This window comes from Streptomyces sp. NPDC029014, assembly GCF_055564695.1.
Genome location: NZ_JBVHVT010000012.1, coordinates 19,720 through 32,312 on the forward strand (window position 1 = coordinate 19,720; position 12,593 = coordinate 32,312).

The window sequence follows — 12,593 nt, forward strand, 5'->3', positions numbered from 1 at the left end:
GCGGAGCACGGCCTCGTCCTGCCGGTCCCGGTGCGGTCCCGCTGCCGGTCCCGGTCAGCGGGCCGCCGGCTGCGCGTCCAGGGGAAGGTAGACGATGTTCGGGACGCCCGTGGCCGGGTGGACGCCGATCCGGGTCCGTACCCCGTACACCTCGGCCAGCAGCTCCTCCGTCAGGACCTCGGACGGGGGGCCCGAGGCGGCCAGTCGGCCGGCCGACAGGACGTACAGGCGGTCGCAGGAGGCGGCGGCCAGGTTCAGGTCGTGGAGGACGAGGACGGCGGTGGCGGGCAGGGCGCGCACCAGGGCCAGGAGCTCCAGCTGGTAGCGGACGTCGAGGTGGTTCGTCGGCTCGTCCAGGGCGAGCAGGCCGGGGTCCTGGGCCAGGGCGCGGGCCACGAGGGCGCGCTGGCGTTCGCCGCCGGACAGTTCGTCGAAGGGGCGGTCCGCGAACGCGGCGACGCCCACGGTCTCCAGGGCCTCGGCGACGCGCCGGGCGTCGTCCGGGCCGTCCTGCTCCCAGAACCGCTTGTGCGGGCTGCGCCCCATGGCGACGACCTCGCGGACGGTCAGTCCGAGCAGGCCGGTCGCGTCCTGCGGGACGACCGCGGTGCGCCGGGCCCGGTGTTTGACGCCGAGCGCCGCCGCGTCCGCGCCGTCCAGCAGGACACGGCCGGTGGTGGGCCGCAGGGTGCCGTACACGCAGCGCAACAGCGTGGTCTTGCCGCTGCCGTTGGGGCCGACCACGCCGACCGTCTCGCCGGGCCGGGCGGTGAGGTCCACTCCGTGGAGCAGGGTGTGTCCGCCGGTGGTGTACCCCACGCCGTCGACGGTGAGGTCCAGCGGGTGCGCGCGCCCGCCCGCGGTCATGCCGGCACCCCCTCGGTGCGCGTGGAACGCCTCAGCATCCACAGGAAGAACGGTCCGCCGACCAGGGCGGTGACCACGCCGACCGGTATCTCCTCGGGCGCCGCCGCCGTACGCGCGATCAGGTCGGCCAGGAGCAGGAACACCGCCCCGCCGAGGGCGGCGACCGGCAGCAGGGCCCGGTGCGCGGCCCCGACGACCATCCGGGCGGCGTGCGGCACCATCAGCCCGACGAAGCCGATCGCCCCGCTGTACGCCACGAGCACCCCGACGACGAGGGAGACGAGGACGAAGACGGCGGCGCGGAAGCGGCCCGCGTCCAGCCCGAGGGTGTGCGCACCCTCCTCCCCCGCCAGCAGCAGGTCCAACGGCCGGGCGAGGGCTATCAACAGGGCGGTGCCGGCGGCCAGCACCGCCGCGGGCAGGGCCAGTTCGTCCGGGCGGGCGCCGCCGAGGCCGCCCAGGGTCCAGAAGAGGACGGACCGCACCTGGTCGGGGCGGGCGGCGAGGACGAGCACCAGGCTGGTGAGCGCGGACAGGACGTACTGGACGGCGACGCCGGCGAGGACCAGCCGCCCGGTCGTCATGCTCCCGCCGCGCCGGGCCATCGCGTACACGGCGACGAGCGCGCACATCGACCCGGCGAACGCGGCCGCGGGCACCCCGGCCCCGCCCGCGATTCCGGCGAGGCCCGCGAGACTCCCCGCGCCCGCGGTGCCGGCTCCCGCCCCGAGGACGATGACGAGGACCGCGCCGGCCGAAGCACCCGAGGAGGCACCCAGCAGGAACGGGTCGGCGAGCTGGTTGCGGACGAGGGCCTGCAGGACGGTGCCGGCCACCGCGAGGCCGCCACCGACGACGGCGCCGAGGAGCACCCGCGGCATCCGCACGTCCCACACGATGGAGCCGAACGCCCCGCCGCCCGGACCGGGTCCGCGGAGCACCAGGTCGAGCACCTGCCCGGGGGCGATCCGGACCGGCCCCAGGGCCAACCCCGCCACGGCCGACGCGAGGAGCGCGGCGGCCAGGACGAACAGGACCACGGCGACGGGCGGGCGGCGGCCAGGACCCGTACGGGGGCGGGTCACGGGGCGTCGGGGTGGAGCTGGCGACCCAGGGACTCGACGGCGTCGGCGACGCGCACGCCGAGGACGGCCGAGGACAGCGGCAGCACGGCGAACCGCCGGTTCTTGACCGCGGGAACCTCCGCGAGCGCCGGATCGTTCAACAGGCGCTGCTTCTTCGCCTCGACGGTGGTGCCGCCGTAGTCGTAGATGAGGACGACCTCGGGCCTCCGCTCGATGACCTTCTCCCACGACACGTCGCCGAAGGTGTCCCCCAGGTCGGCGAAGGTGTTCGTCCCGCCGGCCAAGGAGACGATCTCGTTGCCGATGCCGTGGCCGCCCGAGGTGAAGGCACTGTCCTGGCCGGAGTCGTAGACGAAGACGGAGGGCCGGCCCCTGTCCTTGACCCGGGCCGTGACGGCGTCGATGCGGCGCTGCTCCTCGGCAATGAGCCGTTCGCCCCGCTCGGGCACCCCGAAGGTCCGGGCGACCTCGGTGATCTCGGTCTTCAGCTGGTCCAGGCCGACCGGGCCGTCGGTGCAGTACTCCACGCTGAGCCGGGTGTCGATGCCCGCCCCGGCGAGCGCCGCGCGGTCGCGGCCCTGCGCCTTGTCGAAGGCGCTGGAGTAACCGCCGTACACGAAGTCCGGGTTGGCGCCGAGGAGCACCTCCTTGGACGGGTACTCCTTCGCCAGCACCTTGATGCGGTCGTAGGCGGGCTCGTAGGCGGGGAGCACCGCGTCGTCCAGGTAGGCGGTCCCGGCCATCCGGTCCTGCAGGCCGAGCGCGAGCAGCAGCTCGGTGGCGTGCTGGTTCATGGTGACGGCCCGCTGCGGCGGGGCCTGGTAGGTGCTGGTGACACCGCAGTTGACGGTGGTGTACGGGAACCCGGGCGCGGCGGCCTTCCCCGGGGCGGCGCCCTGACCGGCCCCGCTCGACCCGCCACAGGCGGCGAGCGGTACCAGCAGGGTGATCGGGGCGAGTGCACGCAGCAGGGCGCGGGAACGCGGCATGGCGAAGCCTCTCCGGGGGATCCTCGTCCCCTGGTCGACGTGAAGAGGCGGTGCGTCAGTATCTGGCTTCCGGCCCGCGGGAGGCGGGCCGGTCACAGTGGCGGGACCGCACCGGATTCGCACCGGTTTCCTGTCCTGCACCGCCGAGTTGGTCCACACCAGTCTGCCAGACGCCACGGAACGCGCGGTGACATGACGAAGGCCCAGGTCCGCCAACCCGGACCTGGGCCTTCACACGTGAACCACCGGTTCACCGTGGCAGGGGCGACAGGATTCGAACCTGCGACATTCGGTTTTGGAGACCGACGCTCTGACCAGCTGAGCTACACCCCTTCGATGAGGACAACCATGCCATGTCGCGGCGAGAAGATCCACTCGATTAAGGGTGCGTGTCCCCCGGGGCGCGGCGCCGGCGGTGGGTGGCGGCCAGGGCCGCGGTCTGGGCGAACGTGGGGACGCGGCCGGTGCCGCCCCGCCCGGAGACCGACAGGGACGCGGCGGCGATGCCGTGGGCCACGGCGTCGGCGAGGCTGTCGCCGAGGGCGAGCCGGGCGGTGACGGTGCCGGTGAAGCAGTCCCCGGCTCCGGTGGCGTCGACCGGAGCCGGGTTGACGGGCACGGAGTGGTACTCGGCCCGCGTCCCGTCGTCCAGGAGCAGCCGGTCCGCCCCCGCGGTGACCGCGACCGTACGGGCGCCCAGCGCGCGGTAACGGGCTGCGGCGGCGCCGGGGTCGGCGGTGCCCACGAGGGCGAGCGCGTCGTCGGGGCAGGAGGTCTTCAGCAGTCCGGTCAGCGGGGCGACCCGCGCCAGCAGTTGCCGGGCCGCGGCCCGGCCGGTCAGCCGGGGCCGGAAGTTGGGGTCGTACGAGACGTGCCCGCCTGCCCGGTGCACGGTCTCGGCGGCGGCCACCACCGCCTCGCCGCTGCCGGCCGACAGGGCACCGGTGATCCCGCTGGTGATGAGGGCCCCGGCTCCGGTCAGCACGTTCCGCCAGGCTTCCACGTGTCCGGGCGAGAGGGTGGATCCGGCGCTGTGCGTACGCCAGTAGACGAACTCGCGGGCGCCTGTGGTGTCGGCAGCGAGGAGGTAGGCCCCGTTGGGCCGCGGGGCCCGGTGGACGTGGGCGGTGTCCACGCCGAGTTCGGCGACCCGGCGCAGCAGCGGAACGCTGAGCTCGTCATCGCCGACGACGGTGAGGAGGGCGGTCCGGGCTCCCGCCGCCGCGGCGGCCGCGGCGGCGTTCAGGGCGTCGCCGGAGTAGGAGATCCGGGCCGGGCTGCCGTCGGCGGCCGCCCGCAGGGCGGTGTCGGCGTGGATCTCGACCAGGACCTCGCCGAGGACCACCACGTCGTACCGGGGGTCTGCCACGGCCCCCTCGTCCCCGGCTGCGTCCAGGGTGCCGGCCAACCCCTCGCCCGGGCCGCCGCCCGCATCCACCGCGCCACCGTCCGCGTACCCGCCCGGCATCTCAGCGGCCCGTCCCCTCGCAGGCGGCGCAGCACGGGCCCGCCAGCTCCGCGAAGACGGCGGCCAGTTCCGCGGGATCGTCCGGCAGGCCGCTGCCGATGCCGACGGCCGCGGCCCCGGCGTCGAGCCAGTCCCGGACCTCGGCGGGCCGGATGCCGCCGGTCGGGAGCAGGACGGCCGCGGGGAGCACGGCAGCCAGGGAGCGGATGAAGCCGGGGCCGCCGAGGTGCGCCGGGAACACCTTGGCGGCGCCCGCGTACCGCACCGCGGCGGCGATCTCGCCGGGGGTGAAGCCGCCCTCGACGAACACCGCCCCGCGCCGGGCAGCGGTGTCCCGGACTTCGGGGGCCGGGTACGGGGAGACCAGGAAGGCGGCGCCGGCGTCCAGGGCGGCTTCCGCCTGCCCGGCGGCGGTGACCGTGCCGACCCCGATCATCGCGGGGCGGCCGTGCGCGTCGGCGAGCGGCGCGACCCGGGCGACGGCCCGCGCCCAACCGGGGGTCGTGGTGGTCAGTTCGACCACCCGGCAGCCGGCGGCCAGTAGGGCTTCGGTCCGGCGGACGGCGTCGTCCACGCCCGGAGTGCGCAGCACCGGCAGCAGTCGCTGGGCGGCGAGGGCTGCGTAAGGATGGCAGGACACGAGGCGACCCCCCGGTCGTTCCACGCGACGGAACTCCTTGCGCAGACCCTATCGGGCCCGCCCTGGCCTGTCGCCGGGTTCCGCAGAAGCCGGGGACCCGACGGGGCCGCCCCGCGCCCCGCTGCCCGGCCACTGCCGCCCCTCGACCCGCCCACCCGAAACCGGTTTTCGAAATCTTCCTCCGAATAACTGTTATCCGGCCGCTGCTCGACGGTCTCCCTGGTATCGGGCATCATCGACCGCCGGTACGGACAGGGAACCTCATATGACTACACAGCACACGGCAGAGCTGGTCGCGGCCGCCCGCGCGGGCGATCCCCGCGCGCAGGACGAGCTGGTCGGCGCCTACCTACCGCTCGTCTACAACGTCGTCGGGCGTGCCCTGAACGGGTCAGTCGACGTGGACGACGTCGTGCAGGACACGATGCTGCGCGCGCTCGACGGTCTGGGCACCCTCCGCGCCGACGACAGCTTCCGGTCCTGGCTGGTGGCCATTGCGATGAACCGCGTACGGGCGTACTGGCAGGCCCGGCGTACCGCGCCCGGGGAGAGCGGCCTGGAGGCCGCCTGGGAACTCGCCGACCCCGGCGCCGACTTCGTGGACCTGACCGTCGTACGGCTGCAGTTGGAGGGGCAGCGGCGCGAGACGGCGCGGGCCACCCGCTGGCTGGAGCCCGACGACCGGGCGCTGCTGTCGTTGTGGTGGCTGGAGTGTGCGGGCGAGCTGACCCGGGCCGAGGTGGCCACGGCGCTGGAGCTGTCCCCGCAGCACACGGCGGTGCGGGTGCAGCGGATGAAGGCCCAGCTGGAGTCGGCGCGGGTGGTGGAGCGGGCCCTGGACGCGCAGCCCCCGTGCGAGATGCTGCAGGCGGTGACGGCCGGCTGGGACGGGCACCCGTCCACGCTGTGGCGCAAGCGAATAGCCCGGCACGCGCGGGAGTGCATGCGGTGCGCGGGGCTGTGGGGCGGGCTGCTCCCGGCGGAGGGCCTGCTGGCGGGCCTGGCGCTGGTGCCGGTCTCGCTGGCCCTGCTGGACGGCGTACGGTCGGCGGCCGCCGCGACGGGCGGCTTCGCCCCCGCGGGCGCGGCCCACCCGATCCACCCGGGCGGCTCCGCCCACCCGGGTGACTATGCGGGCGCCCACCCGGGCGGCTCCGGCCATCCGGGGGATGCCCTTCACACGGGCGGCGACGGCGGTACCGGGCTCGGCGGCTCCGGCCTCGGCCACCCGGGCTCCGGCGGTACGGGTTCCGGCGGCGCGGGATTCGGCGGTACGGAGCTGGCCGACGCGGCCACGCAGTTGGTCCCCACCGTTTCCGCGCAGGGCGGCCTCCCGCACACGGAACCGGACCCGGACGCGGCCGTGACGGGCGGCCGCAGTCTGCTGCGCAGGCGCAGGCGCAGCCGCCGCCGGGCGGTCGGCGGTGCGGTGCTCGCCGCGTGCGTCGCGGGCGGCGGGCTCGCCTACCTCGGCGGCTTCCCCGGCTCGGGCGGCGAGGACGGCCGGGACACCGCCGCCCCGGTGAACGCGCTCTCGGCTCCGGAGTCGGCGGCCGCCACGGCGTCGGGGGCGGCCTCGCCGTCCGCTTCCGCCTCCGCCCCGGCCTCCGCGTCCCCCTCCTGGTCGGCGTCCGCCTCGCCGAGCCCCTCCGCCGACGGCGCCGGCCCGAGCCCGAAGCCGACCCCGTCCAAGACGGCGCCCCGCACCTCGGACCCGATCCCGGGGCCCGCACCCCAGGGGCCCGTGGGCCAGGTGGTGGCCCTGGTCAACGCCGAGCGGGCGAAGGCCGGCTGCGGCCCGCTCAGGGACGACGCGCAGCTGCGGTCGGCCGCTCAGGCGCACTCCGACGACATGGCGGGCCGGAACTTCTTCGCGCACACCAGCCCCGACGGCAGCGATCCGGGCGACCGGACGACGGCTGCCGGGTACCGCTGGTCCACGTACGGGGAGAACATAGCCAAGGGCCAGCAGACGCCCGAGTCGGTGATGGACTCCTGGATGAACAGCGCCGGCCACCGGGCGAACATACTGAACTGCTCGTTCAAGGACATAGGCGTGGGAATGCACCAGGGTTCCGGCGGCCCCTGGTGGACGCAGAACTTCGGCGCCCGGTGACGCCGCGCCGCCCCCGCCGCCTTCCCCGCGGCTGCTTCAGCTTCGCGGCAGGATAGGACCTGGAGCGGAACGAGCAGATCAGCGGGCACTTGACGAGCAGCTCGCAGGAAGACGGGGAGGCGTGGTGGCACGTACCGCGCGGCAGGAGCTGCGTCCGCACCAGCGCGAGGCGGTCGACGCCGTCGTGCGGGCGCTGGCGCTGCCCGCCGGGGGGAGGCTGCCCGAGGCCGGGCTGCGCACCCAGGTCATCATGGCGACCGGCTCCGGCAAGTCGCTGGTCGCCGTGCGCGCGGCCGAGGAGTTGGGGGCCGCGCGGGTGCTGGTGCTCGTCCCCTCCCTCGACCTGCTCGTGCAGACGGTCGCCGCCTGGCGGGCGGGCGGCCGCACCGGCCGGGCCTTCGCGGTGTGCTCCTTGCGCGCCGAGGAGGCGGGCGTGCCCGCCACCACGGATCCGGCCGAACTGGCCCGCTGGGGCCGCGGCCCGGCCGACCGGGTCGACCGGGTGACGGTGTTCGCCACGTACGCCTCGCTGGGTCTCGGCACGATCGAGAGCGCGCACGCAGCCGGGCTGCCCTGCTGGGACCTGGTGGTGGTCGACGAGGCGCACCGCACGTCCGGGCGGATCGGCAAGCCGTGGGCCGTCGTCCACGACAACACCCGCATCCCCGCCCTTCGACGGCTCTACATGACGGCCACGCCCCGGGTCTGGCAGGACGGCGAGGAGCCCGGGGCGTCCGGACCGGAGGGCTCCGCCGAAGAGGCCGCAGGCGCCGGCGTCCGGGGCCGCGGCGCACTCGTCGCGTCGATGGAGGACGACCCGGACGGCCCCTTCGGCGCCCGCTGCCACACCCTGACCCTGGCCGACGCCATCGACCGGGGGATCTGCGCCCCGTACCGGGTGGTGTGCGTCGACGTCAGCGATCCCGCGTTCCAGGCGGCGGTGCTGCTGGGCGCCGACGGCCGCTCGGACGAGGTGCGCGGGGTCCGCCTCGCGGCCCTCCAGGCGGCCCTGCTGAAGGCCGCCGCCGACCAGGGCTTCGGGCGGACCCTCGTCTTCCACCACCTCACGCGCGAGGCCGAGGCGTTCGCGGCCGGGCTGCCGGCGGTCGCGGAGCGAATGCACACGGCGGCAGCGGCCGGCGGTGGGAACCGGGCGGACACCGGGCCCGCGTACCCGCGCTCGGTCTGGGCGGACTGGCTGTGCGGCCAGCACCCGGCCGTGCACCGGCGGCGCGTCCTGGCCGAGTTCGCCTCCCACGGGGTCGCCGACAAGGCCTTCCTCGGCAGTGTCCGGGTGCTCGGCGAGGGCGTGGACACCAAGGAGTGCGACTCCGTCTTCTGGGCGGACGTACGCGGTTCCATGCCCGACCTGGTCCAGGCGGTCGGACGGGCACTGCGCATCCGGCCCGGCGAGGGCAAGGTCGCGTCCCTGGTGGTGCCGGTGCTGCTGGGCCCGGGCGAGACTCCCGAGTCGATGCTGACCTCACGGGCATACGGGGACCTCGCACGGCTGCTGGAGGCACTGCGGGCCCACGACACGCGGCTCGTGGAGGCCCTGGCCCAGCAGCAGGCGCCGAGCCGGCCGGGCCGCGCGGCGATGGAGTCCGTACCGGGGTCCGGGCTGCGCGTCGGCGCGCAGGCGCTGCTGAGCTTCTCCACGCCCCGGGACCCGGCGCTGCTGGCGGCGTTCATCCGGCTGCGGGTGCTGCGCCCGGAGCACGAGCACTGGCGGCGCGGGGTGGAGGCCGCCCGGATCTACGCCGCGGAGACCGGGGACCTCAAGGTGCCGTTCGCCTTCCGGGTGCCCGAGCAGCCGCAGCCGGGCGCCGGGGCCTGGCCGCCCGGACTGGCCCGGTTCCCGCTCGGCCAGTGGATCGCGGACGCGCGCCGGAACCACCGCCGCGGCACCCTCGGCCGGGAGCGGGCCGCACAGCTCGACGAGCTCGGCATGGTGTGGAGCCACTTCGACGTGGCGTTCGAGGAGGGGCTCGCCGCCGCCCGCGGCTGGGCGGCGGAGCACGGCCACCTGCTGCCGCCCGCGGACGCCACCTGGCGGGGCGCGCCGGTCGGGATCTGGGTGAAGAACCAGCGGGCCGCGGCCCGCCGCGAGGGCCCGGGCTCGCTGTCGGAGGAGCGTCGGGAGGCCCTGGAGGCCGTCGACGCGTCCTGGTGCCCGGCCTGGGAGGTGTCCTGGCAGCGGGCGTTCCACCTGACCCGGGTCCATCTGGACGCGGGCGGCCGCCTCCCGCTCGGCCCCGGCGAGGTGCTCGTCCAGGGCGAGGACCTGGGCCGCTGGGTCCGCGCCCAGCGGCTCGGGTGGGAGGGGTTGGGCTGGGCCCAGCGCTGGCTGCTGGAGCACACGCTGGGCGTGACCGCGGCGGGCGCGGCCGAACGCCCCCGACCGCGGCGCAGCCAGGCCGAGAAGTGGGCGGACCACCTGGACGCGGCCCGGCAGTTCCACGCCCGGGAGCAGCACCTGCGGGTGCCCCGCGCGCACGTGGAGCGGGTCGGCGGGCAGGAGGTGCGCCTGGGCTCCTGGATCGCCAACCAGCGCTCCCGTGCGGCCGCCCTCGCCCCGGAGCGCGTCGCCGCCCTGGACGCGCTGGGCATGCGCTGGTCGGCCTCCGGCTGATCCACAGGCCCGCTGCCCCACCGGCCCACCGGCCTGCAGGCGCATCAACCCCGGGGAATGCCCGCCGTGATCATCTCGACCAGGTGCTCCAGGGCCTCCGCCGCGCCCTCCCCGTCGGCCACCGTCTCCGGGGCCGTGTGGGGCACGGCCCGGCGCAGCTCGATCCAGCCGAGGTAGGCGGCGTACGCGGCCACCGCGCGCTGCCGGGCGCTGCGGGGCGGCAGCCCGAGGTCGGCGAAAAGGGCGGCGAGGTAGTCCAGCCGGGTACGGGTGACCCGCTGGAGGACCTCGGCGACGGCCGGGTGGTCGACCTGGGCGACGATGGCCGGTTCCAGGCCGGCGATCTCCTCGCTCCCGAGGGCGACGGCGAACAGCGCCCTGACCCGTTCCAGCGGGTCCGGCTGCGCCTCGACCTCCTCGATGACCTCGCCGGTGGCCAGCCGTTCCCATGCTTCGAGCGCGGCGACGAGCAGTGCCTCGCGGTTCTTGAAGTGCCAGTAGAAGCTGCCGCGGCTGACGGCCAGCTCCTTCGCGAGCACGTCCACCGCCACCGCGGCGACGCCTCCCCGGGCGAGCGCGGCGAGCGCCGCCATCGTCCAGTCGTCCCGGGTGACCTTGCCCTTCGCCATGATCCGTACGCTACTGTACGGATCATCCATACAGCACTGTATGGAACGCCTTTCGGGGAAGGGGACCGACATGCCCGCCGATCAGAACGCGCGCACGGAAACCGGTGTCAGGGCGGCTGCGGGGGTTGCCGCCACGTGCCTGTTCGCCGCGGGCGCGCTGCACGCGCTGTGGACCGTCGACCCGTGGCCCCTGGGATCGGCGGCCGAGTTCGCCGAGACGGTCGTGGGGGTGTCCGAGGACCGGCTGCCCCCCGCTCCGCTGACCCTGGCCGTGGCCGCGGTCCTGGGCGCGGCCGGGTACCTCGTCCTCAGCAACGGCAGGATCGCCCGGACCGTCGGGCCGGAGCGGCTCAACCGGGCCGGGCTGTGGACGCTCGCCGGGGTGCTGGCCGCCCGCGGGGCGGGCGGCCTCGTCGCCTCCGGGTTGGGCCCGGGCTCCGCACCCGAGGTCTACCGGCACTGGGACCTGGCCCTGTACTCGCCGCTCTGCCTGACGCTGGCCGGCCTGACCGGCTTCGTCGCCCGCCGCACCGCCGCCCGCGGGACCCCCGGGACCCGCCGGGACCGGAGCCGGGGCGGGGCCCGGCCCCGGAGCGGCGCGGCACGCTGACGCCCGGCCCGCCGGCCGGCCGCTCAGTGGTGGAAGCCCGAGCGGGGCTGGACCGGCGACTGGGGCGGGGGTGCGGCCTTGAGGTGCTCGACGGCGCGGCGCAGGTCCTCGACGAGCAGGGCGACCTGGTCCCGGGTCACCCCGTGGCGGATCAGGACGCGCTGGATGACGGTGTCGTCGCGGTTCGCGGGCAGCGGGTACGAGGGCACCTGCCAGCCCCGCATCCGCAGCCGGTCGGACATGTCGTAGAGGGTGAAGCCCGCCGACGCGGGATCGGTGAGCCGGTAGGACACGGCGGGCAGCGCGCCCTGGCCGTCGTAGAGCAGGGTGAACGGGCCCATCGCCTCGATCTCGCCCGCGAGGTAGGCGGCGGTGTCGGCGCACACCTGGTGGACCCGCCGGTAGCCGCCGCGGCCGAGCCGCAGGAACAGGTAGTACTGGGCGATGACCTCGCCGCCGGGGCGGGAGAAGTTGAGGGCGAAGGTCGGCATGTCGCCGCCCAGGTAGTCCACGTCGAAGACGAGCTCGGGCGGCAGCAGGTCCGCGGTGCGCCACACGATCCAGCCGACGCCGAGCGGCGCCAGCCCGTACTTGTGCCCGGACGTGTTGATGGAGGCGACGCGCGGCAGCCGGAAGTCCCAGACGACGTCGGGGTGGAGGAACGGGGCGACGAACCCGCCGCTGGCCCCGTCCACGTGGATCGGCACGTCCCAGCCGGACTCGCGCTGGATCCGGTCGAGTTCGGCGGCCATCTCGGCGACGGGCTCGTAGGTGCAGGTGTAGGTGACGCCGAGGATGGCGACCACGCCGATGGTGTTCTCGTCCACGTACTCGGCGAGCTGGTGCGCCTGCAGGCCGGTCGCGCCCTCCTCCACCGGGACCTGGCGCAGCTCCACGTCGAAGTAGCGGGCGAACTTCTCCCAGCAGACCTGCACCGGCCCGCACACCAGGTTGGGCCGGTCCGTGGACTTGCCCTCGGCCTTCCGGCGGGTGCGCCAACGCCATTTGAGGGCGAGTCCGCCGAGCATGGCGGCCTCGCTGGAGCCCGTCGTGGAGCAGCCGGTGCCGGGGCCCGCCCCCGCCGGGGAGTTCCACAGGTCGGCCAGGATGTTGACGCAGCGGGCCTCGATCTCCGCGGTCTGCGGGTACTCGTCCTTGTCGATCATGTTCTTGTCGAGGCACTCGTTCATCAGCTTGTGCACGCCGTCGTCGGACCAGGTGGTGCAGAAGGTCGCGAAGTTCTGGGCGGCGTTGCCGTCGAGGAGCAGCTCGTTGTGGAGGAGTTGGTAGACCACCTCGGAGGGCGAATGGTCTTCGGGCATGCGGTACTTGGGGAGGACCTGGCCGCTCAGGACGGACGTGAACACATCCGCTTCGGTGTCGGCGTCGCCGGCGTCCTTCGTCTCATGAAGAGCCATGTTCGGACTATAGGGGACATAACCCCCATATCTCTGCCTCGAGTTCCAGCCGTCTCCGCGATGTGACCCCGCACATACCCGGTCGGCCGCAGCAGAAGAAATTACTGTCCAGTAAGATGATTTCCGATGATCTTCCCGT

The 12,593-nt window shown here is 75.1% G+C and carries 10 protein-coding genes, 1 tRNA gene and 1 riboswitch; of the genes, 3 read left to right on the forward strand and 8 right to left on the reverse strand.

The annotated features are described in order from the left end of the window. Positions 1–54: 54 nt before the first annotated feature. The 6 genes from ACZ4VL_RS08880 to ACZ4VL_RS08905 all read right to left on the reverse strand — a co-directional run bounded on the left by ACZ4VL_RS08880 (position 55) and on the right by ACZ4VL_RS08905 (position 5,073). Positions 55–867: an ABC transporter ATP-binding protein gene (locus ACZ4VL_RS08880; RefSeq protein WP_468197477.1), complete on the reverse strand. Its 813-nt coding sequence runs from the start codon at positions 865–867 to the stop codon at positions 55–57. Further along, positions 864–1,952, reverse strand: coding sequence for a FecCD family ABC transporter permease (locus tag ACZ4VL_RS08885; protein WP_468197480.1), 1,089 nt, complete (start codon positions 1,950–1,952; stop codon positions 864–866). Before ACZ4VL_RS08885 ends, ACZ4VL_RS08880 begins: the two co-directional genes overlap by 4 nt. After that, positions 1,949–2,941, reverse strand: a complete 993-nt coding sequence (locus tag ACZ4VL_RS08890; protein ID WP_468197482.1) for an ABC transporter substrate-binding protein — start codon at positions 2,939–2,941, stop codon at positions 1,949–1,951. The genes ACZ4VL_RS08885 and ACZ4VL_RS08890 overlap by 4 nt, the downstream gene beginning before the upstream one ends. 36 nt (positions 2,942–2,977) lie before the next feature. Next, positions 2,978–3,114, reverse strand: a riboswitch (cobalamin riboswitch). Positions 3,115–3,197: 83 nt separating this feature from the next. After that, positions 3,198–3,274: transfer RNA gene (locus ACZ4VL_RS08895), tRNA-Trp, on the reverse strand. Positions 3,275–3,320: 46 nt separating this feature from the next. Continuing rightward, positions 3,321–4,310 carry a PfkB family carbohydrate kinase gene (locus tag ACZ4VL_RS08900; protein ID WP_468197484.1) on the reverse strand — a complete coding sequence of 330 codons (990 nt, stop codon included), beginning with the start codon at positions 4,308–4,310 and terminating at the stop codon, positions 3,321–3,323. Between the two features lie 100 nt (positions 4,311–4,410). Next, on the reverse strand, positions 4,411–5,073 hold the full coding sequence (locus ACZ4VL_RS08905) for a bifunctional 4-hydroxy-2-oxoglutarate aldolase/2-dehydro-3-deoxy-phosphogluconate aldolase (protein ID WP_468197486.1): 663 nt from the start codon (positions 5,071–5,073) through the stop codon (positions 4,411–4,413). Positions 5,074–5,314: 241 nt separating this feature from the next. Between ACZ4VL_RS08905 and ACZ4VL_RS08910 the strand changes: the two genes are divergently transcribed. Continuing rightward, entirely contained in the window at positions 5,315–7,165 is a 1,851-nt protein-coding gene (locus ACZ4VL_RS08910) for a sigma-70 family RNA polymerase sigma factor (RefSeq protein WP_468197489.1), read from the forward strand. A gap of 124 nt (positions 7,166–7,289) precedes the next feature. Continuing rightward, positions 7,290–9,797 (forward strand): helicase associated domain-containing protein, encoded by a 2,508-nt coding sequence (locus ACZ4VL_RS08915; protein ID WP_468197491.1) that lies wholly within the window; start codon positions 7,290–7,292, stop codon positions 9,795–9,797. Between the two features lie 44 nt (positions 9,798–9,841). Here the strand turns inward: ACZ4VL_RS08915 and ACZ4VL_RS08920 are convergent, their stop codons facing one another. Continuing rightward, positions 9,842–10,426, reverse strand: a complete 585-nt coding sequence (locus tag ACZ4VL_RS08920) for a TetR/AcrR family transcriptional regulator (RefSeq protein ID WP_468197494.1) — start codon at positions 10,424–10,426, stop codon at positions 9,842–9,844. A 70-nt stretch (positions 10,427–10,496) separates the two neighbouring features. Between ACZ4VL_RS08920 and ACZ4VL_RS08925 the strand changes: the two genes are divergently transcribed. Continuing rightward, positions 10,497–11,036 (forward strand): DUF3995 domain-containing protein, encoded by a 540-nt coding sequence (locus tag ACZ4VL_RS08925; protein WP_468197497.1) that lies wholly within the window; start codon positions 10,497–10,499, stop codon positions 11,034–11,036. Between the two features lie 23 nt (positions 11,037–11,059). Here the strand turns inward: ACZ4VL_RS08925 and ACZ4VL_RS08930 are convergent, their stop codons facing one another. After that, on the reverse strand, positions 11,060–12,454 hold the full coding sequence (locus ACZ4VL_RS08930; protein WP_468197499.1) for a glutamate decarboxylase: 1,395 nt from the start codon (positions 12,452–12,454) through the stop codon (positions 11,060–11,062). Positions 12,455–12,593: the final 139 nt, after the last annotated feature.

What these genes read in the sequence shown, in the direction of transcription:
- ACZ4VL_RS08880 (WP_468197477.1), bottom strand. Translation starts at nt 867, where the DNA reads ATGACCGCGGGCGGGCGCGCGCACCCGCTGGACCTCACCGTCGACGGC.
- ACZ4VL_RS08890 (WP_468197482.1), bottom strand. Translation starts at nt 2,941, where the DNA reads ATGCCGCGTTCCCGCGCCCTGCTGCGTGCACTCGCCCCGATCACCCTG.
- ACZ4VL_RS08910 (WP_468197489.1), top strand. Translation starts at nt 5,315, where the DNA reads ATGACTACACAGCACACGGCAGAGCTGGTCGCGGCCGCCCGCGCGGGC.
- ACZ4VL_RS08920 (WP_468197494.1), bottom strand. Translation starts at nt 10,426, where the DNA reads ATGGCGAAGGGCAAGGTCACCCGGGACGACTGGACGATGGCGGCGCTC.
- ACZ4VL_RS08925 (WP_468197497.1), top strand. Translation starts at nt 10,497, where the DNA reads ATGCCCGCCGATCAGAACGCGCGCACGGAAACCGGTGTCAGGGCGGCT.
- ACZ4VL_RS08930 (WP_468197499.1), bottom strand. Translation starts at nt 12,454, where the DNA reads ATGGCTCTTCATGAGACGAAGGACGCCGGCGACGCCGACACCGAAGCG.